This is a genomic window from Marisediminitalea lipolytica (assembly GCF_001758465.1).
Classification (GTDB): domain Bacteria; phylum Pseudomonadota; class Gammaproteobacteria; order Enterobacterales; family Alteromonadaceae; genus Alteromonas; species Alteromonas lipolytica.
On the sequence record NZ_MJIC01000010.1, the window covers coordinates 420,326 to 443,522 of the forward strand.

Annotated in this window: 21 protein-coding genes and 2 tRNA genes; 12 read left to right on the plus strand and 11 right to left on the minus strand. The window is 47.5% G+C overall.

From position 1 onward, the window contains the following. Position 1: 1 nt before the first annotated feature. The 6 genes from moaC to BFC17_RS07390 are packed head-to-tail and all read left to right on the plus strand — an operon-like array spanning position 2 to position 3,621. On the plus strand, positions 2-481 hold the full coding sequence (moaC, locus tag BFC17_RS07365) for a cyclic pyranopterin monophosphate synthase MoaC (RefSeq protein WP_070175805.1): 480 nt from the start codon (positions 2-4) through the stop codon (positions 479-481). Further along, positions 471-713: a molybdopterin converting factor subunit 1 gene (moaD, locus tag BFC17_RS07370; protein WP_070175806.1), complete on the plus strand. Its 243-nt coding sequence runs from the start codon at positions 471-473 to the stop codon at positions 711-713. The genes moaC and moaD overlap by 11 nt, the downstream gene beginning before the upstream one ends. Before the next feature lies 1 nt (position 714). Further along, positions 715-1,188 (plus strand): molybdenum cofactor biosynthesis protein MoaE, encoded by a 474-nt coding sequence (locus BFC17_RS07375; RefSeq protein WP_070175807.1) that lies wholly within the window; start codon positions 715-717, stop codon positions 1,186-1,188. Positions 1,189-1,194: 6 nt separating this feature from the next. After that, on the plus strand, positions 1,195-1,953 hold the full coding sequence (gene modA / locus BFC17_RS07380) for a molybdate ABC transporter substrate-binding protein (protein ID WP_070175808.1): 759 nt from the start codon (positions 1,195-1,197) through the stop codon (positions 1,951-1,953). Position 1,954: 1 nt separating this feature from the next. Beyond that, positions 1,955-2,629, plus strand: coding sequence for a molybdate ABC transporter permease subunit (modB, locus tag BFC17_RS07385; protein ID WP_070175809.1), 675 nt, complete (start codon positions 1,955-1,957; stop codon positions 2,627-2,629). Then, positions 2,614-3,621 carry an ATP-binding cassette domain-containing protein gene (locus tag BFC17_RS07390; RefSeq protein ID WP_070175810.1) on the plus strand — a complete coding sequence of 336 codons (1,008 nt, stop codon included), beginning with the start codon at positions 2,614-2,616 and terminating at the stop codon, positions 3,619-3,621. The genes modB and BFC17_RS07390 overlap by 16 nt, the downstream gene beginning before the upstream one ends. Before the next feature lie 52 nt (positions 3,622-3,673). On the opposite strand, the gene BFC17_RS07395 is transcribed toward BFC17_RS07390, so the two are convergent. Continuing rightward, the gene (locus tag BFC17_RS07395) at positions 3,674-4,636 is read right to left on the minus strand and encodes a GGDEF domain-containing response regulator (RefSeq protein ID WP_139142023.1); all 963 of its coding nucleotides are present in this window, start codon (positions 4,634-4,636) and stop codon (positions 3,674-3,676) included. Beyond that, entirely contained in the window at positions 4,623-6,737 is a 2,115-nt protein-coding gene (locus BFC17_RS07400; protein ID WP_070175812.1) for a two-component system response regulator, read from the minus strand. Before BFC17_RS07400 ends, BFC17_RS07395 begins: the two co-directional genes overlap by 14 nt. 205 nt (positions 6,738-6,942) lie before the next feature. Here BFC17_RS07400 and BFC17_RS07405 point away from each other — a divergent pair, with 205 nt between their 5' ends. Next, complete coding sequence (locus BFC17_RS07405; protein WP_175439542.1) at positions 6,943-10,329, plus strand: ATP-binding protein; 3,387 nt, start codon at positions 6,943-6,945, stop codon at positions 10,327-10,329. Positions 10,330-10,451: 122 nt separating this feature from the next. Then, positions 10,452-11,357, plus strand: a complete 906-nt coding sequence (locus BFC17_RS07410) for a response regulator (RefSeq protein WP_070175814.1) — start codon at positions 10,452-10,454, stop codon at positions 11,355-11,357. On the opposite strand, the gene hemN is transcribed toward BFC17_RS07410, so the two are convergent. The 9 genes from hemN to BFC17_RS07455 form a co-directional block, all read right to left on the minus strand. Further along, on the minus strand, positions 11,354-12,724 hold the full coding sequence (gene hemN / locus BFC17_RS07415) for an oxygen-independent coproporphyrinogen III oxidase (protein ID WP_070175815.1): 1,371 nt from the start codon (positions 12,722-12,724) through the stop codon (positions 11,354-11,356). The genes BFC17_RS07410 and hemN overlap by 4 nt on opposite strands. A 173-nt stretch (positions 12,725-12,897) precedes the next feature. Further along, positions 12,898-15,465, minus strand: coding sequence for a TonB-dependent receptor (locus BFC17_RS07420; protein WP_070175816.1), 2,568 nt, complete (start codon positions 15,463-15,465; stop codon positions 12,898-12,900). 122 nt (positions 15,466-15,587) lie between these two features. After that, positions 15,588-15,875, minus strand: a complete 288-nt coding sequence (locus BFC17_RS07425; protein ID WP_070175817.1) for a hypothetical protein — start codon at positions 15,873-15,875, stop codon at positions 15,588-15,590. A 229-nt stretch (positions 15,876-16,104) separates the two neighbouring features. Further along, complete coding sequence (locus BFC17_RS07430) at positions 16,105-16,500, minus strand: DUF3718 domain-containing protein (protein WP_070175818.1); 396 nt, start codon at positions 16,498-16,500, stop codon at positions 16,105-16,107. Positions 16,501-16,863: 363 nt separating this feature from the next. Beyond that, positions 16,864-17,244, minus strand: a complete 381-nt coding sequence (locus tag BFC17_RS07435; protein WP_070175819.1) for a VOC family protein — start codon at positions 17,242-17,244, stop codon at positions 16,864-16,866. Positions 17,245-17,663: 419 nt separating this feature from the next. Next, the gene (locus tag BFC17_RS07440) at positions 17,664-18,059 is read right to left on the minus strand and encodes a DUF3718 domain-containing protein (RefSeq protein WP_070175820.1); all 396 of its coding nucleotides are present in this window, start codon (positions 18,057-18,059) and stop codon (positions 17,664-17,666) included. Between the two features lie 419 nt (positions 18,060-18,478). Next, on the minus strand, positions 18,479-19,402 hold the full coding sequence (locus BFC17_RS07445) for a LysR family transcriptional regulator (protein WP_070175821.1): 924 nt from the start codon (positions 19,400-19,402) through the stop codon (positions 18,479-18,481). Positions 19,403-19,549: 147 nt separating this feature from the next. Beyond that, positions 19,550-19,702, minus strand: coding sequence for an entericidin A/B family lipoprotein (locus tag BFC17_RS07450; protein ID WP_070175822.1), 153 nt, complete (start codon positions 19,700-19,702; stop codon positions 19,550-19,552). A gap of 9 nt (positions 19,703-19,711) precedes the next feature. Further along, on the minus strand, positions 19,712-20,713 hold the full coding sequence (locus BFC17_RS07455) for a mechanosensitive ion channel family protein (RefSeq protein WP_070175823.1): 1,002 nt from the start codon (positions 20,711-20,713) through the stop codon (positions 19,712-19,714). Between the two features lie 296 nt (positions 20,714-21,009). On the opposite strand from BFC17_RS07455, the gene BFC17_RS07460 reads away from it, so the two are divergent. The 4 genes from BFC17_RS07460 to BFC17_RS07475 all read left to right on the plus strand — a co-directional run bounded on the left by BFC17_RS07460 (position 21,010) and on the right by BFC17_RS07475 (position 23,150). Further along, positions 21,010-21,318, plus strand: a complete 309-nt coding sequence (locus tag BFC17_RS07460; protein ID WP_070175824.1) for a 4a-hydroxytetrahydrobiopterin dehydratase — start codon at positions 21,010-21,012, stop codon at positions 21,316-21,318. 177 nt (positions 21,319-21,495) lie between these two features. Next, positions 21,496-21,572, plus strand: a tRNA-Met gene (locus BFC17_RS07465). A 96-nt stretch (positions 21,573-21,668) separates the two neighbouring features. Beyond that, positions 21,669-21,745 (plus strand) — tRNA-Met (locus tag BFC17_RS07470). A 580-nt stretch (positions 21,746-22,325) separates the two neighbouring features. Beyond that, positions 22,326-23,150, plus strand: a complete 825-nt coding sequence (locus tag BFC17_RS07475; protein ID WP_070175825.1) for a sensor histidine kinase — start codon at positions 22,326-22,328, stop codon at positions 23,148-23,150. Positions 23,151-23,197: the final 47 nt, after the last annotated feature.

Sequence of the window (23,197 nt, forward strand, 5' to 3'; positions counted from 1 at the left end):
TATGGCTTTGTCCCACGTAAACCAGCACGGCGAAGCCAATATGGTGGATGTGAGTGCAAAGGCGGTTACGACCCGCGAAGCCATTGCCGAAGGGGAATTACATTTAAGCGCCGATGCCCTGGCTCAGGTTAAAAATAACAGTGCGGCTAAAGGGGATGTGCTGGCTGTAGCGCGCATTGCCGGTATTCAGGGCGCCAAACAGTGCGCTAATCTTATTCCGCTTTGCCATCCGCTGGCACTCAGTAAAGTAGATATTCAGTTTACGGTGGATGAAGAAAACCAGCGCATCATTACCCGCTGTCGCTGCAAACTTAACGGTCGGACCGGGGTTGAGATGGAAGCGTTAACCGGCGTAAATGTCGCTCTGCTGACCTTATTTGATATGTGTAAAGCGGTGGATCCCGCTATGGTGATCAGCAACGTCAGAGTGTTAGAGAAACAAGGTGGCAAAACCGGCCACTGGAGTCGAGATGAAGGTTAAATTTTTTGCGCAAATCCGCGAGCTGACAGGGTGCGATGCCATGGAGCTGGCCGTGCCCGATAATGCCACCGTTGATGGCGTGCGTGAACAATTGATGCAACAGGGAGAAGTATGGCGCGAAGCCCTCTCTGCTAATGTTCTCAGTGCCCGCAATCAGACTCTGTGTAACGGCAGCACGGCAGTGTGTGAGGATGACGAGATTGCTTTTTTCCCGCCGGTTACCGGAGGTTAGAATGTTTGCCCGGGTAGCACAGGAGGATTTTAGCCAGCAGGCACTGTACGACGAGCTGTGTGCTCACGATCAGCGTAGTCGTGCTGGTGCCATTGTTACGTTTACCGGCCGGGTAAGGGATTACAACCACGCTGGCGCAATCGATGGCATAGAACTGGAGTATTACCCCGGCATGACCGAACAGGCGTTAGCACAGCTTATTGATAAAGCGGTGAAACGCTTTTCGCTGACCAATGCGGGCATAGTGCATCGGGTTGGCCGACTGGCTAATCACGAACAGATTGTCTGGGTTGGAACCTGCGCCGCCCATCGCCAGGATGCTTTTTTAGCCGCCTCCTTTTTGATGGATATGCTCAAACAATCGGTGCCTATCTGGAAAAAAGAGTGGGTGGGTGAACAGGCTCACTGGGTCGCCGCCAAAGGCTCTGACGACGATGCGGCAATGCGCTGGTTAACCGAAGACAAGGATAGCTGAACGGGTATGCGACAAACCAGGTTTGCGTTGTTGTTATGGTTTTGTAGCGTAGCGTTGGCAGTGGCAGAAGAAAACCCACCGCTGAGCATAGCTGTGGCCGCAAACTTTGCCGTGCCGCTGAAGACCCTGCTGGTGGAGTTTGCAGCGCAAACTAACATTAAGTCGCGGGTAACGGTGAGTTCCAGCGGTGCGCTTTATGCCCAAATCGAACATGGTGCGCCCTACGACCTGTTTTTATCGGCCGACAGTAAACGGCCGCAAGCACTAATCAGTAGCGGCAAAGTGTCGGCTGCACGGGTTAAAACCTATGCAGTGGGCCGTCTTGCTCTGGTTGGTGAGGTACGCCAGCTGAGCGATCCACGGTGGCGGGATCCGGCGCTGAGAATTGCCATTGCCGAACCTGAAGTGGCGCCCTATGGTCGGGCTGCCAAACAATTACTGCAAAAGCAGGGGCTGTGGCAAACGTTGTCCAAACGGTTGATCCGTGGCAGTAATATCCAGCAAACCTTGCAGTTCTGGCAAACCGGCAACGTTGACGTGGCCATGATTGCCGCTTCCCAGTGTGTTAGTTATGCCTTGACCTGCTATTCGCTGCCTGCTGATTACCAGCCAATTGTGCAGCAACTGGCCATTCTGGGCGGGGGGCAAAACGCCGGGGCGGCTGCTCAATTGGCCGAGTTCCTGCAAAGTGACGCAGTGCAACAACAGCTCCTCGCGCTGGGCTATGCGCCTTTGGCCGACATATCAGCCACAGGGAAGCACTAGCATGGATTTAGCAGCAATCTGGCTCACCCTTAAACTGGCTGGCATTTCTACCTTGCTACTGATGTTACTGGCAACGCCCCTGAGCTGGGCGTTGAGTCGCTGGAACAGCAGGTTTAAAGCCGTGGTGCAAGCTATTGTCGCACTGCCTTTGGTGCTGCCACCAACGGTGCTGGGATTTTATTTATTACTGGCATTCGCGCCAGACAGTCCCATTGGTGCTGCCTGGCTGGCCGTTACCGGAGAGCGACTGGCATTTACCTTTGAAGCGCTGGTGTTAGGGTCGGTAATTTATTCTTTTCCTTTTGCCGTACAGCCATTGTATGCCGGATTTGCCCAATTACATCCAGATTACTTACACACCGCAAGAATGCTCAATCTGCCCTGGTACGTGCGTCTGCGCTGTGTGGTATTGCCGGCCCTTAAGCCCAGTTTGTTAATTGCGGCAGGCTTAAGCTTTGCTCACACCATTGGCGAATTTGGCGTGGTATTAATGATTGGCGGCAATATTCCGGGAGAAACCCGGGTCGTCTCCATTGCCTTGTTTGATCAGGTCGAATCGCTCAATTATGCCGGTGCACATAAGCTGGCAGCCATCCTGCTGGTGTTTTCGCTGGTGTTGTTAATGGCACTTTACTGGTTACAGGGAAAGCGGAGACTTAAATGGAATGTCATGTAAGCGCTAAAGCCGGTAACTTTGCGCTGGATGTTAACATACAGGTGCCAGCGCATGACGGGTGGCTTGGCATTGCCGGACCCTCCGGGGCGGGCAAATCGACATTTCTACAGGCTCTGGCAGGGTTTAATCCGTCAGCCAGCGTGGCAGGCAATTGGGGGGATTTATCTTTTTCTCAGGCCCGGAATGTTGTGTTGGTTAGTGCCCAAACGCCGTTATTCCCGGCGCTTTCGGTGGCGCAAAATATCAGCCTTGTGGCTACCCATAATCAATGCGAGCAGGAGCAACAATCGGTGGTTTCGTTATGTGAGTGCGAGACCTTGCTGACCAAAAACACCGCGAGCCTGTCCGGAGGCGAATTGCAGCGGGTTAAACTGGCCCGGGCGTTGCTAGCGAGTCCAAAACTATTGCTATTAGACGAAAGCTTTAGTGCCATGGATAAAGCCCTGCGTCAGCGTATCCTGTATCGCCTGAAAGCGTATCTGGGCGAGCAGGTGCGCGTTATTCTGGTGAGCCACGATGTCGACGATATTTTGCAGACCTGTGAAAACCTGGCGCAAATTAACGGCGGGCAATGCCTTGCCGTTGGTCGTCCCGAAGCGTTGATAAACGCTGAAGCCGATACTGACACGTTACCGCTTAGCTGTGTGATTTATGCTGCGGTACAGGCGGTGGATCCCGCCGCCGGCCTGATGGCTCTGTCACTGGGTAAACAGTTGATACAGGTTAAACTGCAACCTGGTGTGAGCCCGGGGACGAAGGCAAAAGTACGGCTGTCAGCGAAAGAGATTACCCTGGCCACAGCAGACGCTGAAGTGGTAAAAACAAATCGCCTGGCCTGTCAGATTATCCAGGTCGAAACGGTTAACCATCGGCAGTACCGCGTGGCTTTAAGCTGTGGTGAACAAAAGCTTGTGGCCCTGGTGAGTCAGGAAGTGTTTACGCGTTCTGACTTAAAGGTTGGCGGGCCGGTTTATGCTTGTTTTGATGAGTAACAGGTGAGCTGACTTTGGGCTTGCTGTGCCTAAAGCCCGGACCGGTAAAATATTAATCGGGTAAAGGCCCCTGCAGGCAGGCTCGACCAGACTGTTTAGCCCGGTAAAGTGCCTGGTCTGCCTGGTCAATCATATCTTCAATTCTGGCGTTCTGGTCCGGGTGATCTACGTAATATCCGGCGCTTACAGTGACAACATTGAGTTGGCTGGTAGCATTAACAATATTCAGGTTGGCAACCGCTTTAAGGAGTTTCCGACCCACATGGCGACAGCCGTCATCATCGGTAAAGGGTAAAATAACGGCAAACTCCTCGCCGCCATAACGAATAATGGCGTCCTGAGGTCGCAGTAACTGTTGTTGCATTGCTTTGGCAACCTGATGCAAACACTTATCGCCGGCAATGTGTCCGTACTGGTCGTTAAAACCTTTAAAAAAATCGATATCCAACATGATGACGCCGATAGATGCTTTTTCCCGCGCAATGCGTTTAATCAAAGTGGGAATTTCAGTCATCAGGTAATAGCGGTTATACAGTTCGGTCAATTGGTCTTTAAAAGTTAACTCACTTAACAGCTCAAGACGCAGTTGACTCTGCAACTGGTTTTTTACCCGGTGAATGAGGGTCGAGGCTACTACGGGCTTTTTTATAAAGTCGTTTGCGCCGGCATTCCAGCATTTATCCTGGGTTTCTGCGTCGCTACTACCGGTGATAAATATAATGGCGCACTGTGCAGTACTGCGCTGACTTTTAAGTTCATGGCATAAATCAATGCCATTTTTGCCTGGCATATTAATATCAAGAATAATCAGGTCCGGCGGATCTTGTTCGCACAGGGCAAACACGTTTTCTGAATGGTGCAAACACTCACAATTAACAACTCCCTCCAGAATTGTCGAAATTAGCAGGCAACTCGAACGCTCATCATCTACTACCAGCACCCTGCAGTCTGACAACGAGCGACTGGTAAAGACGAACGTTTTTAGCGTTGTGTAACTTTCATCATGCATCGTCATTTGGTAAGTATAGCCTGCTTTTTAATTGTTCGTAGGGGAGTGGCTGAGTGAAATAAAATCCCTGACCTTCGTGACAACCAATGCGCTTTAAAAAAGTGAGTTGATGTTCGGTTTCTATGCCTTCACAGACAATCTGTAAATCCAGTGAACGCGCCAGCGTCACTATTGCCATAACAATATTTTGTGCCTGCTCATCTTTATCCAGGTCTTTAACAAAACTGCGATCAATTTTAAGCACATTAAAGTTAAAGTTGCGTAAATAGGACAAACTTGAATATCCTGTACCAAAATCATCCAGTGCTATGGAAACCCCGATTTTTCTAAGCTGGCGCATGGTTTTATTGGCGCTGTTAATATTTTCGATTAGCGCGCTTTCGGTAATTTCCAGCTCCAGATATTTAGCCGGTAATTCATGTTTTAATAAAATGTCGGCAACGATTGCGGTAAAACGAGTATCGTTAAACTGCGAAGCGCTGACATTAACCGCAATTTTAATCGGGTTGCCTTCAGTGAGTAATTGTCTGGCCAGGGCGCAGCTTTGGTCGAGTACCTGATTGCCCAGCTCTATAATCAGGCCGGTTTCCTCGGCTACCGGGATAAACGACAAGGGAGAGATAATGTTGTCGTCATCGTCTTTTATCCGCACCAGCGCTTCCATGCCACTAACCGTATTATCCGCCAGGCGGTATTTAGGCTGAAAATACACCAGCAGGGATTTCTCCTTAAGGCGTTTATGCAGCAGCTTTTCGTTAACCACCCGCTCTTTCATGCCTTCGTATAATTCATCAGAGTAGTATGCAAAGCCATTTTTGTTCGCGTGTTTCACTTTATACATGGCTGTGTCGGCATGACTAATTAATTCTTCCGGGCTGCTGGCGTCCACGGGGTAAACACTTATCCCCATGCTTACGGTCAGCCGGTGTTCTTCGTCACCTACGGAGAAAGGTTGATTTATTTCGTGTATTAGTTGTTGCGCCATTTGATTAATTTGCGCCAACTGTTTGCAAGTGGGCATTAAAAAAACAAATTCATCACCGCCAATTCGCGAAACAGTTGCATTGTTTTGTGCAATGTCCTCCAGGCGGCTGGCCAAATGCACAATAATGGCATCACCGGTTTGGTGGCCCAGTGAATCATTAAGGTATTTAAAGTTATCCAGGTCAATGAGTAACACCGCTATCAAACGATCACTGTTGCCTCTGGCCTGGATGGCCTGCAGCATTCTGTCGTGCAGCAAAACGCGATTAGGCAGCCCGGTAAGGTGGTCATGATGCGTAATGTGAGTCATCTGTGTGCTCATGGCGATTGCTTCGGTTACATCACGAAACACCATTACGCCGCCTAACAGGGTGTTGGTTAACGGGTCGAATATAGGGCTGGCTGAATCTTCAACACGGTATTCTGTGCCATTTTGGCTAACCAGCTTCGCATTCATGGCCATGGCTACCGTGCGTTGTTGTTCCAGTGCAAAATAAATGGGATTGGCCATGGTAGTGTTTGTTGAGGCTTCACGTAAATCCATCACTACGTCAATGGGAGTGCCGGCTGCTTGCTTTTCTTGCCAGCCGGTCAATCGTTCGGCAATAGGATTTAAAAAAGACACTATCCCATTTTTGTCAGTAGTGATTACGGCATCACCAATTGAGCGTAATATAGTGTGCAGATATTTTTTTTCCCGGTGCAGATCCTTAAACGACTTACTCAGGGCAAAAGCCTGTTGCTTAATGATCATCTGGCTTTTTACCCGTAACCGGCAGACTTCCACATGGATGGGCTTGGGAATAAAGTCTGATGCGCCAAGCCTCAGTGCGCGGGATTCCATCTCAACGCTGTGATGGCTGGTAATAAATATAAAGCTACTGGAAGCCAAATCTGGAATTGCCTGCAATGTTTTACACAGCTCAAACCCGTCCATACCGGGCATTTCAATATCCAGTAATATCACATCCGGCCGATGTAATTTGGCTAACTTAATGGCCTCGGTTGGCGAGCTCGTAGTTACTATTTTGTAGTAACTCCCCAAAGCTTCTTCAATTATCAGCAGCTCGCTGACTTGATCATCAACAGCCAGTACGCACCCTTGATCTGCATCTACGTGCATGCTTCCTCACACTTATATAACTGGCTTGGTAATCACTACTAACTCAATTTTAGAAGATTCCTAGTAAATTTCTCGTTTTACGCTAATTTTTTAATAAAGAAATACAGCAATTCAATAAATGTCGCAGTTTCATGTTAAATCGCGGTGGCAGGGTTACAAACACTTGAACAACAAATTGATAAAGATTTTTTTAGTTGCTGCGGCTGTGATCGTGTTATCGATTGCGCTGGTGGCCGACCGACTCATCGTTTTTTCTTTTAACGAAGCGGTGCTGGAGGATACCCGCATTAATTTAAGCGAGATAGAAAATTCGCTCAATAACCATTACCGTTCTTATCATGATGATCTTTATTTTCTCTATGGCACGCCCCCCGTTAAAGGGTTAACAAGGGCGCTCGAACATCAGGGGATTGACCCTTTCGATGGGACTACTAACGCACAATTAAAAAGCAGATTAAGTGATATATTTATCAGCTTTATGCAAAACAATGAGGCTTATTTTCAGTTACGCCTTCTGGATGCGCAGGGGAAAGAAGCGATCCGGGTTGAGCGTCATAGCGGCGAAATAATTGCCCTGAACGAAAACGATCTACAGGATAAAAGCGACCGTTATTATTTTATCGAAACAAAAAATATGGCCGAGCGACAGCTTTTTGTGTCGCATATCGATTTAAACCGGGAACATGGACGAATAACGTTTCCTTATGTCCCTACGCTCAGAATGGCATTGCCCATCTATACCGATTCTAATCAATTTTACGGCGAAATTATCGCTAATATAGATGCTACTTCCATGCTGGATGAATTAGAGGTTTTGGTGAGTGAGCATCTGGTAATCGTGCTAACGGATTTTGAGCATTATTTTATAAAACACCCCAATAAAGATTTTAGATTTAGCCGGGATTTGGCACCGCAACACAAATTTGACAGTGAATACGCAGAAAAAGAATCAGGATTCAAAGGGTTAAGCTTGTTTTCTGTAAAAAGTGCCAGCGAGAAAATGTACGGGGTTGGCGAAAAGTTTTCAGTAGAGATGGGCGACGACGGTGGCTCTCTTTACGGCTATATTCTGATGGGGGAACAGTATTACAACAAACAACTGCAAGACCGGCGCTTTGAGTCATTGGTAGGTTTGGTTGTGGTGCTGGTGTTATCCCTGGTGTTGCTATTCTACTTTGCCCGAAACAACAAGAAATTAGCAACCCTGCTGGCCAATGCCGAAGAAGCCAAGGCGGCCGTTGATGTGGCCGAAGATGCAGTTATTACGGTGGACCATGAATGGCGGATTAACACGGCAAATAGCGCCTTTGAACGCCTGTTTTTATTTAACGAAAAACAAAGTATCGGGCAGTCCATTACCGATTTGCTGTTAAGGTTTGGCGGCGCTGAGGTGGCTGAAGCCTTGCAGTCACATTTGGGCACGGGAGCCACGGGTATCGAATGGCAAGTGCCGGTGTCTGATGGCGTGAACAGGTGGTTTCACTGCAAGGTAAACCGTATAGATAATGAGCAGGCGATTGCGCAATTTGCCATTGTTATTCGTGATATTACCGCCGAAAAAGAGGCGATGTTAAAAGTTGCCGAGACCAACCGGCAACTGGAAGAAAAAGTAGAGCAGCGCACCGTAGAGCTTAAACGTGCCCGGGACGAAGCGCTGCAAGTCAGTGAACTGAAAACCAATTTTATTTCAACTATCAGTCACGAAATGCGCACGCCGCTAAATGGGATTGTGGGGGCGACTAACTTACTTAAAAACGAAGTGCTGGATGCCAAACAGGCAAAATTGCTCACGATGGCAGAAAACAGCGTGGAAAGCTTAAAACGGCTGATAAACGATATCCTGGATTTATCTAAAATTGAAGCGGGAAAGCTGGAGCTGGATTTTCGGCATTTCAACCCCGAAGGTTTACTGGAAAGCATTACCAGTACTATGTCTGTTGTCGCCAATCAAAAAGGCCTGGGTTTTTATATTGATACCTGTGATTTAAATATTAACCTGATAAAAAGTGATCCTCACCGACTTACGCAAGTCATCAATAATCTCCTTAACAATGCCATTAAATTTACCGAAAACGGCTACATTAAAGTGGCGTGCCGCAGTGAAATTGAGGAGCACACTGCGCGGTTAATAATCGATATTACCGATACCGGCAAAGGTATAGCTCAGGAAAATATGAACCGTTTGTTTAAAGCGTTTAGTCAGGCGGATAATAGTATTGCTACTTCGTATGGCGGGACCGGACTTGGATTGTCCATTTGTCGTGAAATCATAACGTTATTAGGCGGAACCATCGGCGTAGAGTCTGAAGAAGGCCGGGGCTCCTGCTTCTCGTTTACTATCCCTGTGGAACAATGGCAGGCAAAATCGCCGGAGGACCGCACCCGCCTGGTAGGTAAAACCGCGGGTTTATTGTTAGGCGAGTCGCCGCTTGCAACCGTTGTTAATAAACTGCTTGCGAGCCATGGCGCCACAGCACTCTCTTTGACCTCGGCACGTGAGTTGAAAAACCTGCAATCGCTTTCCATGGTGTTTGTTTGCGACAATTGTCCGCAATACAGCGCATTATGCCAGCTTTGGCAGCAATGGGGCGAAGAGGGGGCAGAGTTACCGACCTTGTTTATCATTTCCCGCGAGCCACTGGACTCAGCGGATCGCCCACCACTGTCTTACAATATGGTAGAGCCTCTGTACCGTTCGGTTTTTCTCTCACATGTGGCCAACAGCCGTTATACCCTCAGCGAAGTACCTGTGGATACCAGTGCAGAAAGGCGCTACCAGGAAAGTGAGCTTAAACTTGAAATTAATGATGAGCTTACGGGTAAAACTGTGCTGGTGGTGGATGACAACGAAATAAATCGTCAGGTGGCTTCGTTTATTTTAGAACCCTTCGGGCTGATAATCGTGATGGCCGAAAATGGTGAAAACGCGCTTAAACAGCTGAGGGACAATCCCGCCATCAGCTTAATTCTGATGGATTGTAATATGCCGGTATTAAATGGCTACGATGCTACCAGAGCCATTCGTGCCGGGAGAGCCGGTCTCGAATGGCAGACAATTCCGATTATTGCTATGACAGCAAATGCAATGAAAGGTGAAAGCGAAAAATGCAAAGAAGCAGGCATGGATGACTATTTAACCAAACCCGTTGAGGCCGCTCAAATGATAAGAAAGTTAAAACGCTTTTTAAAACCTGCACAGCAGACCTCCGAGGCGCCTGAGGCTGAATCTGTTGATTTGCAGTGGCAACGGGATGAAGCGATTGGCCGGTTGGCCGGCAATGAGAATCTTTACCGCAAGCTGCTGGCGTTGTTTCTTGAGCAAGGTGATGAAAAGCTGGCGGCTATTCAGCAGGCAGTACAAGCGAAAGACAAAGAGGCCATCCGTTTTACTTGTCACAGCCTTAAAGGCGTGGCAGCAGAGGTCGGGGCGGAGGACTTAAAAGAACGGCTAGCCTCCCTTGAGTACAACGTACAGACTCTCAGTGAGGAAGGGGTTGATAAATTATATGTGCAAATCTCACTACAAATGGCGGCCTGTATGCAACGATTTTCTGCCTATCTCAATGAGGAAACCAGCGCACTGGCCCCGTAAAATTAAAGAGAGTGTCAATAATTTGAAATTGCCGTCAATAAATTGACTACTAAAGTTGAATGGTGTTTTAACTGCACAGTGTTTATAAGTGCTTATTCTTCCTGATAAAATGGAAATTGCCGGTGAAATCCATAGACCAGTGCAGCGTATTAGTAGTAGACGATGATGAAATAGCCCGGCTGATGTTAATCGCCATGTTGAGCGAAATTTGCCACTGTGAGGCTGCGGGCTCCGCAGAAGAGGCATTTAAACATCTGGCTTCCTCACCGATTGATCTCATTCTATTGGACATCAATATGCCGGGCACCAGTGGACTGGAATTTTGTGAGCAAATCCGGGCTAACCATAACTTTGTTAAAATCCCGGTTATTTTTATTACTTCGTCTGTGGAGCGGAATGTTCAGGAGGCCTGTTGGTTAGCCGGTGGCAGTGACTTTGTAAAAAAACCGGTGGTGGGCAGCACCCTCAAACAGCGGGTAGCGAATCAGCTCAAAAGCCGGGTTGTATCAGAATCTGCCTACCATGCCGGGTTTGACGACCCGTTAACCGGGATGAAAACCGAGCACTATCTGTTTAACGAAGTGGGGGATGTGCTGAATTATTGCTTACATTCAAGCCAGCCATTTAGCTTATTGCTGGTGAAAGTAAGCGGTATCGACGAGATCAACAAACATCAGGGTTTCTTGCGCGGTAATCAGGCAATTCAGTCTGTGGCGCGGGTGATAGAAGGCCTGCTTGATGTGCCGTTAAGGCGCTGTTGCCGGATACGCGGTGCGACCTTTGCAATCAGCCTGCCCAATATGGATGAAAGTCAGGGACTTAAATTTGTAGACGAGGTGAGTCAGGCGCTCAGTAAGTATCTTTTCAGTAAAGGCACTATGCTGCCACTGAATATTCGTTTCAAATCGGCTATCGTCACCTCAGACGAAGCAAATCCGGAGACGAGTCTGGTGAAATTGCTGGACCAGTGCCGAACAGCACTGGCCGCAAATAAGGCGGGTAAGTATTTAATTCCCGACCGCTCCTAAATAACGCGGGAATAGCGTTGCTTATGCATTTGCCTGGCTAAGTACGCATCAAAAGACATGCTGATAATCCGGATGAGTAAGCGGGCTTTGGGGGCAACCTTGATGTGTTGCGCCGTTACCGATACCAGTCCATCGTCGATAAACGGGTCCAGGCTGGCAATCGCATCGGCAAAATAAGCATTAAAATCAATATCCCACTGTGATTCGATATCGCAAATAGACAGGCTTAAATTACACATTAATTGCATAATAACGTCGCGGCGCAGCATGTCATCGCGGGTAAGCAGCACACCTTTATTGGTCAGATCGGTGTGCTCATCCAGCGCTGCGTAATATTCATTGAGTGTTTTGGGGTTTTGCCCGTACATGTTGTACACCGCAGAAATAGACGAAACGCCCAGGCCGAGTAAATCCAGTTCGCCACGGGTTGTGTAGCCCTGAAAATTACGGTGTAACTCGCCATTGCGCTGGGCTATAGCCAGTTCGTCATTAGCTTTGGCAAAATGGTCCATACCAATCAGCTCATAGCCGACTTCGCTCAGCGTAGTCATTGCCTGCTTCATTAATGCCAGTTTCAATTCAGCCGAAGGCAGCCATTCATCTTTAATTTTACGCTGCGCGGCAAAACGTTCCGGTAGATGTGCATAACTGAACAATGAAACCCTTTCTGGATCCATGGCTTTTACCGCGGCCAGTGTCGATTTAAAGGTTTCTTCGGTTTGATGAGGCAGGCCGTAAATTAAATCCAGATTAACCGATTCAAAGCCAACGGTTCTGGCATGAGTGACCAGTCCGGCAATATGCGAAGTGCTCTGAATGCGGTTGATAGCTTGCTGTACGTTAAAATCGGTATCCTGCACACCAATACTGATGCGGCGATAGCCAATCTCCGCCAGGTCGCTAATGTACTGGTTATCTACAGTACGCGGGTCGATTTCGATACTGCATTCGGCTGCTTCACTAAACGAAAAAGCACTGGTCAGCAGCGCCATCAGGCGACGATGCTGGGCGGCGCTGAAAAAGCTTGGCGAACCGCCGCCTAAGTGCAGTTGCTTAACTTTATAGTGGGCGAATGCTTTGGCACGCTGAGCAATTTCTAAGGCCAGATAATCTAAATAGCGTTCGGCTTTCTCGGCGTGACGGGTAACCACTTTATTGCAGCCACAGTAATAACACAGGGAATGACAAAACGGCACATGTACGTACAGTGACAAGTCCTGGGTTGGGCTGTTCTGAGCTGCGGTTAACAGCGTTTGTTCGGTTACGTCACCGGAAAACTCCAGTGCGGTAGGGTAAGAAGTGTAGCGCGGACCGTTGATGTTATATTTATTGAGCAGCGCCGGATCAAAAAAATCGATTGTTTGCATAGCCTGTGATCTTCTTTTTATTGGGAGTTGTAACGGACTACAGCCATTACATTAGGTTGCTAAGCTTACACCGGCGGTAAAAAAGCAACTTGATCTCGTTCAATAAAAAGTCAGATGCCGTGTATACCCGCGGGTAAAATTACCCGCAGGTTAACAGCAGAAGGGAATAACAATTAAAAATGGCTTCTCAGCGTGATGCCGTAGGTGCGTGGCATGCCAGGATAGGCCATAATTTTGCCGGCCTGAACCGGCACATCAAAGCCATTTTTGGCCACATAGTCTTTGTCCAGCAGATTTTTACTCCAGACAATAATCTGGCTGTCCCAGGCTGGGATTTCCCACATCCAGCTGGCGTTAACAAGTTCGAAGCTGCCAACGTGTTTATAAGGATCGTTGGTATCATCGAGGTAAAGATCGCCTGTGTACATGTAATCTACCCGCACCGTAGTGGGTATATCCAGCACATCCACATAGTGTTCAAGACCGAGGGTATAACGGTTTTCAGGTTCAAACCCTATGCGGTCACCCGCACGAGAACAAAACGGATCGGCCGGGTTTTGACGGCCCGGATCATCAATGCCGGTATGCCAGGAATATGCGACCCAGCAAGTACCATTTGCAAAACTGTCAAAGCGAGCCAGGTTGCGGGCAAAGTTAACCGACAACTGAGTACTGGCAAGCGGGAACCACTGTAGATCAACTTCCAGGCCCTTGGTGGCAATGCTGCCGGCGTTTTGCAGGTTAAATCCCGTGCCGGTAAAAGTCGAAGCCTGGAAATCATCGATATCGGTTTTATGCAGCGCCAGATTAAGGCGTAAATCGTGATCAGGTATTTCCAGTTTATAGCCCAGCTCCCAGGAGCGTGACGTTTCAGCCTGAAACACCGGATCAAAGCCTGCTGCAATGCGATCGGTATTGAGTCCGCCTGATTTAAAGCCGTTAGCCCAGGACAGGTAAACCAGTTGGCTATCTGTGGGTTGATAGCTTACCTTAACCGTACCCGACAGATTATTGTCTGACAGTTCTGCCTGCATGGGCGGGCGAGGTAAAATTGACGCCGTATTTAAAAAGTAAAAGCCCCAGCCAGGGGTTTGAAATGGCGCTATTGCTGCAAGAGACTGCGCTGCTGGCATTTGTGCGCTTAACAGTGAATTGGCGATATCCGTTAATGCCGGGATTGCCGCATAAGGATTCGGCATTTCCTCTGGCAGCATGGATAATCCGTCTATGCCGGGGCCAATTTCGCTATAGTTACCCTTAAGATCCTTATCTTCACTGGTCCAGCGTAAGCCGGTGGTAAGAGTCCAACGGGGTAAAAATTGCCAGTCACTCTGAGCAAACACGGCAACGCTGTCCTGGCTTTGTTTCGCGCTATGCGCAAATTCCGTTCCGCCAGGGGTAGCAGTTGCTACAGGGGCAATCAAACCACCACTTAAGGCACTCAGCGCATTGATGCCGTCAGTTAATGGCTGCAGCTCACTGGCGCTGGTGGCAAAAAATGCAGGAAAGTCGTTGCCGATTATATTGTTAAAGACTAAATCCAGACGCTGGTGAAAATAAAATACACCACCAATCACGGCGAGGTTGTCGGTAGTGTAATGAACGCGAAGCTCCTGGGTAAAAGCCTGTTGAGCGGCATCATTAATGGTGGAAAGCAGTTCACCATCGGAAAAATCGGAGTCGATATAATCGTAGCTGTCGAACTGCCGTAACGCGCTGATAGCAACCAGTGTCAGCTCATCGTTAAGCGCCCAGTCAAGCTGCGCCGAAATACCCTTATCCTGCATCGCAGAGCGTGGTGACGTACTTAATGCGGTGGTGTCATCAAAAAACTGCGCTTTGGTAAATACTGTGGCGTTTACCAGAGGAGAGGCCAGCAGGCTATCAGTACCGAACTTGCCGGGGATTTCTGCAGCTTGCAGATTACCTTGCCAGGTTAAGGCCGCGCAGCAGCGCTCGTCCAACTCGGCGTAATCTGCAATAACGCGCAGTGAGATATCCTCATCCGGCGTGTAAAGTGCCTGCAGGCGAAACCCTGAGCGGTCGCGGTTATTTAATGGTTGCTCAGGGTGAGTTAAATCATCTATCCAGCCATCACGGCGGGCGGTAAAACCACTCAAACGGACGGCGAGAATATCATCCAGCACAGTAAGTGATTTGGCACCACTGATATTGAGCATATCGTAGTTGCCCGCGGTTAGCTGGATAAAGCCGCTTTGGTCAAAATCTGGCGCTACACTGTTTATCACCACTGCGCCTGAAGGCGTATTCTTGCCAAATAAGGTGCCTTGCGGACCACGCAGAATTTCCACCGCACTCAAATCGACCAGGTCGTTGATCACTGAGTTTTGCCGGGCCCGATAAACGCCGTCAACGTATAAACCCACGGAGGATTCAAAACCAAAGTTTTGTGATGATGTACCGATGCCGCGAATAGCAAAGGCGCTGTTAGTTGCACTTTGACTTTGAAACGCCGACAGGGTAGGGACGGCTCGTTCGATATCAAAGATATCAAAACTGGCTTTCTCTGCCAGCAAAGTGCCGCTGATCGCGGTAACCGCAACAGGCACTTCCTGTAAATTCTGCGGGCGCTTTTGCGCTGTGACTTCAATGGTTTCCAGGGTGCTCTCTGCACCGACTGCGGCATTTTCTGCCATGATCGGGCTACTGAGCAGTGCCAGCGTTAGCGCCGAAAAAGACGGCGCAAACGAATGCTTAAAAAAAGGAACAGGCCGATTCATTAGTATCCCTGACTGTGATTAATACTAAGTGGCGCTAGTTTAGTGATTATTAAGCGGCAGTGGTAGTTAAGAATGCCAATAAAATGGCATATCAGGCATTAAAACCAGGCGCCAGGGGTGATTTAGCGAACAGAAGGAAGAGACTGAACCGATGGAGCAACGGATTGATTAATAAAAAACGTTACCGCTGTGCTGTGACCATTAGCATCTTCGGCATTGGGTCTATCTGTATTCTGGCGCAGTAACCTGGCGACCGGCAGAGGGTTATCAGCACTACGCTGCTTTTTTACTAACAAGGTTTTTGTGTCGCCGGTGTAAAGGGTACTGACTGAGGCGTTTTCATCTGCCATGGCACTACTGATGCTCAGAACGGCACTTACTATGCTGATGGTCATTAATTGTCTGGTCATAACAGCCTCAGTTGGGAACGAATTCAGCACTATTAAATATCAGAGAGGACACAGGATAAACCAGCCCTGTCATACATTGGTATAGCATAATATACCATTTTGTAAGCTGATGATTTTCTGGCTAAATAAAAAAGGAAAGGCGCCTTTCGGCGCCTCACCGCAGAGCCCGGAGCTCTGCTACCATGTTGATGGGTTGACATGGTTCATATCAAACTTTGGGCAGACAGTATCAGAGTCTTGCCATTAATTCTTTTGCAATGGCGTGGTCTTGCAGGCCATTTTCATTAATCCAGGCTTGTAACGTTTTGCCATCGTTTTCCTGAACAGTTAAATCACGGCTTGGCATCTTTTTAACTAACAGGGTGCCAACTTCTACGGCGTTACTTGTAATGGCGGTGCGGATTAAGCTCTGGCCGTCACAGGTAATACCGGTGTAATAGTCATGCAGTTTTAAGCGATAATCTGATTGAACCGAACGCATTTTCTTGCGCAGTTCACCTTTATCATCGGCAGATACGATGGTGCAAATGTTAGCCAGGGCTTCTTCTACACTCGCGTGAGCAGTGGCGTTAATGGCAAAAGAAGCAGTTAATACAAGCGCAGCAGTTTTAGCAAATTTCAACATGGTAAATATCCTTACGTTTGGTAGCAGCCTAATGGAACTTGTTGTTTTTGTTTTGTTTTGTTTTGTTTGTTGAGGCTATTAAACCTCAGCAGTGACAGCAGGAAAACAGTGCTGCCAATACAATGGTATTTAAAGTAATACGCTTGCATACTGTTGTTGATACCGTTAAATCAACGTAGTGCCCCTTTTACGTAGCGAAATTAAAGGGCTGAAAGGGATCTGCGGAAAAGGGAATACTGAAAGAAAGAGCAGCTGTTGAACCGTACTATTGCTGATTTTTACAAAAATGATTGCCTGAATAAGACTAATATTGCTTACTAGCGGATTCCAGGATTAGCAGAATAATGCGTGTATTAGCCGCTTCTATAAGCGCTTTTCTACTTTCCAGGGGGGATTTAAACGATTTTCGCCTGCCCAGTAAAGCTTGATTTTATTACCCGATGGATCTTTAAGAACAGCTTCTCGCCAAAGATACCTTTGCTCTGTCGGTTGCTGTTCAAAACGGATGCCTTTCTCAGACAATTGGGCGCAAAGTTCATCAAGATTCTCATGTTCGAAGTAAATCACTGAATTGTTTTTAAACGCTCCAAGTTCAAGAAATAAGGAAAATGTTGAATTTCCATCGGGACAAGAAAATCTAGCGTAGTGTGGTGTATCGACGATCTGAGTGAAGCCGAGTTTCAGATAAAAATTTACAGCAACATCCATGTCTCTTACTGGCAGCGTAACCTGATTGAGTTCCATTTAAACTCCTGGCACATAAAAAAGGAAACTGGCGTAATTGGCGCGTTTTTATGTCACTGCACCGTTCTTGAGTCTGTCTTTGTTATTAATAACAAACTAACAGCCATATTGCTACCTGAGGAAATACTGACAATCCGGAAAAAGTACTAAAGAACGAAAAGTAGCGTTTGGGTCGTTATCACCCTGCGGCTGTCGGATCGTGTAAGAGGCAGACTAACCAGGTAATTGTTGGTTTGCAGCGTGACTATTATCAAGCACTACTTAGCTGGATTTTTTAGTAAATATTGCTGAATTTAAAAGCTCTACACACATAACAGAAAAAAGGCGCCTTGCGGCGCCTTCTAAAGTGCAGGGGACTGCTATCTCCCTGCAACCATGTTGAACTGTTTACATGGCTAGCATGAATTTTGTGCTACCCACTACAGACGAGACATTAACTCTTTGGCAACAGCGTGATCCTGTAAACCATTTTCGTTAATCCACGCTTGCAGTGTTTTACCGTCGCTTTCCGGTGCGCTTAAATCGCGGCTGGGCATTTTCTTTACTAGCAGCGTGCCAACTTCTACAGCGTTGCTGCTGATTGCGGTGCGGATAAGGCTTTGTCCGCTACAAGATATACCGGCGTAATAATCGCGTAATTTTAAACGGTAGTCCGACTGTACTGCGCGCATTTTTTTGCGCAGTTCGCCTTTGTCATCTGCTGTAACGATAGTACAGATATTAGCTAATGCCTCTTCTACATCGGCCATTGCAGTGCCAGTAAAAGCCAGTGATGCAGTAAGTGCAAATAAAGAAGTCTTAACGATTTTCAACATGGTCAGCTCCTCAGAATTATTGTTGTTAAAGTAAGGTGTTAGGTGTCAATCAGGTGTTTGTTTTGTCAGGTTCATTAAAGCCCCGCTGGCGATTTTGATAAACAACCAGTGTCATACATAGTTATTTAAACGAATACCTTATCGCGCGAGATGAAAGGTCACGTGGTGTTTTTAATTGATAAATATCAGTGGGTTATGGTGTGGCGTGAGACGGGAATTTAAAATGCTTATTTTTATGCCGGGCAGATATTTAGCCGGGATAATTTGCAGCTGTAATGATTGCGCTTCCTTCTATGTGATCTAAGTTAATGATTTTTATAAAGAAAGATGAATGCTAAGGAGGGTGGGCGGCTAATGAATATTTACGCCGCCGCTGGCTTTACCTGACAATGATGAAGTATATGCTGGAATACGCGCAATCAGGCCGCATGCCGGGCAACTTGAGGGGCCAGAAATGCCTGGGCTATATCGGCTAACTGTTGGCGCACCCAGCGATGAGCCGGATCCTCGTTAGCACTAACGTGCCAGTACACATAATAATGCTGTGGTTGCATGGTAAAAGGCAGTGCAGATATCGCCAGGTCGTAGTGCTTGGCAAGATGGGAAGGCAGACAGGCCAGTAAATCAGTTTTTACCAGTACACTGGGTATGGTGAGATAATGATGGCTTTGCATGGCAATCCGCCGCTGATGACCGAGCCGGGCCAGTTCGATGTCAACTTCGCAAGGTTGTTCAGGCTGTTGAGTCACTTTGATATGACCACAGGCTAAAAAATTCTCCAGCGTCATGGGCTGTTGAAAGGCCGGGTGATTTCGGCGGCCTACCACTACCAGATGATCTTCGGCTATTTTTTGTTTGGCCAGATATGGATCGGTCAGCATTTCACTGTCGGCGTAAAAGTCCAGCTGACCACTGGCCATGGCGTTTAACGCGTTGTTTCTGTTGATGTCGCAATTGCTGATGGTAATTGCGGGAGCCTGACTTTCGATACTGGCAATCAGTCGCGGCAGCATGCTGGCTTCGATTAAATCACGACAGGCAAATTGAAACGTTTTTTCAGCCACTGCCGGATTAAACTCCCGACTCTGTAAAACACTGGTACGGAGCAGTTCGAGCGCCTGACGCGCAGGGCCAATTAAATTTTGAGCCACGGGAGTAGGGCTCATGGTATGGCCGGTCCGGACAAACAGTGGATCATTGAGTAAATCGCGCAGCCGGGCCAGCGAATTGCTCACAGCGGGCTGGGTAATACATAAAACATCGGCCGCTTTGGTAAGGTTGCCCGCCGTGTAAATAGCATCAAAAACGGCAAACAAATTTAAATCAATTCGGTTTATATTCATGTTTAAGTGGACCAACCAGTTGCTATCGTTGCCACTATTATCACTAGAATTAATATAAAAGCAACATTTCTATTACAATGGCTGATTGTCTGACCCGGGAATTGGGGGATGCTCTCATTGGGTTAAGAACATCCCGGCAAGGCTCTCTTAGTTAGACGCTTCTTCGGCAGCTTCTTCAATACCAGCTCCGGCGGACTGGACGTCTTCACCAATGCCTTCTACTGTGGCGCAGCCACTAAGCAGGCTAAAGCCAAAGACCAGTGTAATAAATGCCACATAACCTGATTTACGTACTTTCATAATGTTCTCCTAGCTTTCGTCGGGTTCACTGTTTTTTTGCTGAAATTGATTACGTTGCGCTGCTTTATCTGCCTCTGCCGGTTTTTGTGTATCCCTTTCTTGCTTTTGCTGCCGGGCTGCATGCTGATTCAGCATCGCGCTCAGGCTCTCGCCGCCTTTGGCGCCAAAATCCAAAGTGCGTATGGGGAACGGGATAAGGATATCCGCTTCGGTAAGGGCCCGTTGTATGGTGACTATCGCCTGATGCCTGGCAACCATAAAACCCGGCTCGCCCGGATAGTCTATCCAGAACCACACCAGCAGATTAATGCTGCTGTCTCCAAAAGACTCTGCCCATACTCCGGTGTCGTGTTTATCGATAACAAAGTCGAGGTCATTAATAGCGTTTGTCAGCACTTCTGCTGCCTGCTGGGGATCATCTGCATACGAAATGCCCACTGGCACTTCGATTCGGCGCTTACCATTTACGCTGTAGTTGGTAAGAATATTGCGGAATAAAATTTTATTGGGAATGATTTCCCGCTGGCCAAAAAACGTCATCACATGGGTGTTTCGCAGGTTTATGGCTTCAACATTACCAAACACGCCATTTGCCTCTATCACGTCACCAATCTGAAAAGGCTTGCGAATGCCCATGGCAATGCCGGCAATAAGGTTTTCGGTGATGTCCTGAAAAGCAAAACCGATGGCCAGGCCAGCGATACCCGCACCGGCTAACAGCGACGTAACCGTACCCCGCAGGCCGACAAAATCCAGTGCAATAAAAACACCGGCAGTCGCTATAGCGACCCGGATGATAGAGGTCAGTAAGCCTACAATCTGTTTAGAATCAAACGTTCGTGACAAAACACGCTGGGACAGATTGCCAGCTATTTTAGCCAGCACGCCAAAGGCGATGGCAATAATAATGGCCACGGCAATATTAGGAAGGTGTTTTATACTGGCCTCTATCCAGCGTTGTAATTTCTCGCTGATTAGATCCCAAACGGTGTCCAGTTGTAGTGTTTCCATATTGCTCCACGCTTTACTGCTGATACAGGGTGACTACCCACATTTAATTAAAGTGATGACGATGCAAGCCGTAAACCATATTTGTAATCGGCTTAAATATCTGAATTTTATGTGTTATTTATTTTTTTAGGGCGTGACTGAGAGAGTGGTAAGCGCATTTTTACAGTCTGGCCGGTAAGGATTACTTACCTGACAAAGGGCCGTAAAGTTTACAGCGATGCTATTTGCGATTTACCGCTCATGCTTTCAGGCAACGCTGTCTTTGGTTAAGGTGAGGGAATAAAACAGGAGGGCTTATGACGCTTAAACTCGATGATTCACAGATTAACGAACAGCTTACTGCACTAAACGCAACCTTAAGTGACGACTGTCAATGGCAGCGTGAGGGTGACGCCATTAGTTGTACGTTTGTTTTTAAGGGATTTATCGGTGCGTTCGGCTGGATGACGCAAGTGGCTATCTGGGCTGAAAAACTTAAACACCATCCGGAATGGTTTAATGTTTATAATAAGGTGGAAGTCAGATTAACCACCCATGATGCCGGCGGTCTTACCGAGCTGGACTTTAAACTTGCACAAAAAATGAATCTGTATTTCTGCAATTAGCGTAGGTATTAGTGCACTAATTAAGCGTAATGATGGGTATTTAACCGGTTGGTCAAAAAATTGAAACAATTAAACAATCAGCCCTTGCCAACCTCTAAACCCTATGTATAATACGCACCACTTGAACGGCACAGTACATTGAAGTGACTGACAATATGTCGTCCAAACCAGTTCAGACGCGGGATGGAGCAGTCTGGTAGCTCGTCGGGCTCATAACCCGAAGGTCGTAGGTTCAAATCCTGCTCCCGCAACCACATCTCAATATTTGCGCATTGCGCAAATGATTGACACCAGAAAAAACGCAAATGCGTCGTTAACAAAAACACGTGAATACGTGCAACAGTTTCGGACGCGGGATGGAGCAGTCTGGTAGCTCGTCGGGCTCATAACCCGAAGGTCGTAGGTTCAAATCCTGCTCCCGCAACCACATTCAAAACCCTGGCTAAATGCCGGGGTTTTTTGTTTCTAGCCCGTATGGAAGTAAGTTAGCGAAGAAAGATGTTTATAGATTTGTCGGAGTCGCCGACCGCGACCAGAGGGTGTGGTGCGACACCCTCTGGACTCCCCGCAGCCCTTATCAGTGAAAAGCGTCATCGTCCCTGGCAGAACAAACCAGACCGTCAATGACGGCACATCCCTGTGCCGCATCGACTGAATCCTCATCCATGATGATTCTTCTGGTTTGCTATGTATGCCAGCGACGTTGACAACACTGAAGAAGGGCACAAATATTGTCCTTTCTTCGATTGAAATAGAGCCCCCTTTTAGGGGGTTAACGCAAAGCCACCTTCTTTAGAAGGTGGATTCTTTACTTGTGCTCAATCAATCTGCTACTTTTTCTTTTGGGGTTAATCCTGGGAGTAGAAGGCATGATTGGAGTGGTCGTTTCTTATCAACTACATTATATTGAATTCAGGTGTTAATCCGCTCATTACGTTTATGGCTTACTCTCTGGCTGATGACTTCGTTGGAAGATGACGGTTGAACGTTGATTGTATTGAGGATATATGAATAAAAACGCGCCGGAAGAACATTCAGAGTCAGCGTCGTCAGAGCAAATGAACGCGGCTAAAATCGATACCGTAAGTGGCATCGTGGCCGGTGTATCCCATGAAATTAATACGCCGCTGGGTGTGAATATCGGTAATTGTACGTTACTGATTGAGCTGCTCAACGAAATATCTGAAAAGTACAAGTCAGGGTCACTGGACGCTGAGTCGTTTACCGAGTTTTTAGCCACCGCAACCGATCTGTCCTCCAGCATGCTTAAAAATATGCGCCGGGCGTCCAAATTACTTTCTACCTTTAAGCAGGTGGCAGTTAAAAACGCGGATGAAGCCACTTTACTCGAACCGGTTGATATTGCTGAGTTGGTCAATGAATTTGCGGCGGCTTATTCCGGCAATGGCGAAGCATCGGCAATCTCTTTTAACGTTATGATCCCGCCGGGAGCGGTAGTGGTGAGTTATCCTGCGGTGATTATCCAAATCCTCACAGCGCTTACCTCCAATACATTGGCGCATGGCTTTGGCCTGGCAGCAAAAAGTCACTGTGAAATTACCATTTCGCTGGCACCGGCAGGCGACGGTTATCAGCTGACATTTGCTGATGATGGCGTAGGCGTTAGCAGTGATATTCTCAATAAGGTATTTGATCCATTTTTTACCACTCGCCGTGGCGCTGGAAACGCCGGATTGGGCTTAAGTATTGTGCACAATCTGGTTAAACAAATGCTGCAAAGCGACGTGTATTTCGATAGTCAGCCTGATAAAGGCTTTAGCGTTGCCTTTAAATTGCATAATTTAGCCCGGAGCGAAGGCGCACAAAGTTAACACGTAAAGAGCTAATCGATTGATCTATCTTTGTTTTATGTCAGTAT

Bases quoted from the DNA above. Each gene is read 5' to 3' on its own strand.
- moaC (WP_070175805.1), top strand. From the start codon at position 2: ATGGCTTTGTCCCACGTAAACCAGCACGGCGAAGCCAATATGGTGGAT.
- moaD (WP_070175806.1), top strand. From the start codon at position 471: ATGAAGGTTAAATTTTTTGCGCAAATCCGCGAGCTGACAGGGTGCGAT.
- BFC17_RS07375 (WP_070175807.1), top strand. From the start codon at position 715: ATGTTTGCCCGGGTAGCACAGGAGGATTTTAGCCAGCAGGCACTGTAC.
- modA (WP_070175808.1), top strand. From the start codon at position 1,195: ATGCGACAAACCAGGTTTGCGTTGTTGTTATGGTTTTGTAGCGTAGCG.
- modB (WP_070175809.1), top strand. From the start codon at position 1,955: ATGGATTTAGCAGCAATCTGGCTCACCCTTAAACTGGCTGGCATTTCT.
- BFC17_RS07390 (WP_070175810.1), top strand. From the start codon at position 2,614: ATGGAATGTCATGTAAGCGCTAAAGCCGGTAACTTTGCGCTGGATGTT.
- BFC17_RS07395 (WP_139142023.1), bottom strand. From the start codon at position 4,636: ATGACGATGCATGATGAAAGTTACACAACGCTAAAAACGTTCGTCTTT.
- BFC17_RS07400 (WP_070175812.1), bottom strand. From the start codon at position 6,737: ATGCACGTAGATGCAGATCAAGGGTGCGTACTGGCTGTTGATGATCAA.
- hemN (WP_070175815.1), bottom strand. From the start codon at position 12,724: ATGCAAACAATCGATTTTTTTGATCCGGCGCTGCTCAATAAATATAAC.
- BFC17_RS07420 (WP_070175816.1), bottom strand. From the start codon at position 15,465: ATGAATCGGCCTGTTCCTTTTTTTAAGCATTCGTTTGCGCCGTCTTTT.
- BFC17_RS07425 (WP_070175817.1), bottom strand. From the start codon at position 15,875: ATGACCAGACAATTAATGACCATCAGCATAGTAAGTGCCGTTCTGAGC.
- BFC17_RS07430 (WP_070175818.1), bottom strand. From the start codon at position 16,500: ATGTTGAAATTTGCTAAAACTGCTGCGCTTGTATTAACTGCTTCTTTT.
- BFC17_RS07435 (WP_070175819.1), bottom strand. From the start codon at position 17,244: ATGGAACTCAATCAGGTTACGCTGCCAGTAAGAGACATGGATGTTGCT.
- BFC17_RS07440 (WP_070175820.1), bottom strand. From the start codon at position 18,059: ATGTTGAAAATCGTTAAGACTTCTTTATTTGCACTTACTGCATCACTG.
- BFC17_RS07445 (WP_070175821.1), bottom strand. From the start codon at position 19,402: ATGAATATAAACCGAATTGATTTAAATTTGTTTGCCGTTTTTGATGCT.
- BFC17_RS07450 (WP_070175822.1), bottom strand. From the start codon at position 19,702: ATGAAAGTACGTAAATCAGGTTATGTGGCATTTATTACACTGGTCTTT.
- BFC17_RS07455 (WP_070175823.1), bottom strand. From the start codon at position 20,713: ATGGAAACACTACAACTGGACACCGTTTGGGATCTAATCAGCGAGAAA.
- BFC17_RS07460 (WP_070175824.1), top strand. From the start codon at position 21,010: ATGACGCTTAAACTCGATGATTCACAGATTAACGAACAGCTTACTGCA.
- BFC17_RS07475 (WP_070175825.1), top strand. From the start codon at position 22,326: ATGAATAAAAACGCGCCGGAAGAACATTCAGAGTCAGCGTCGTCAGAG.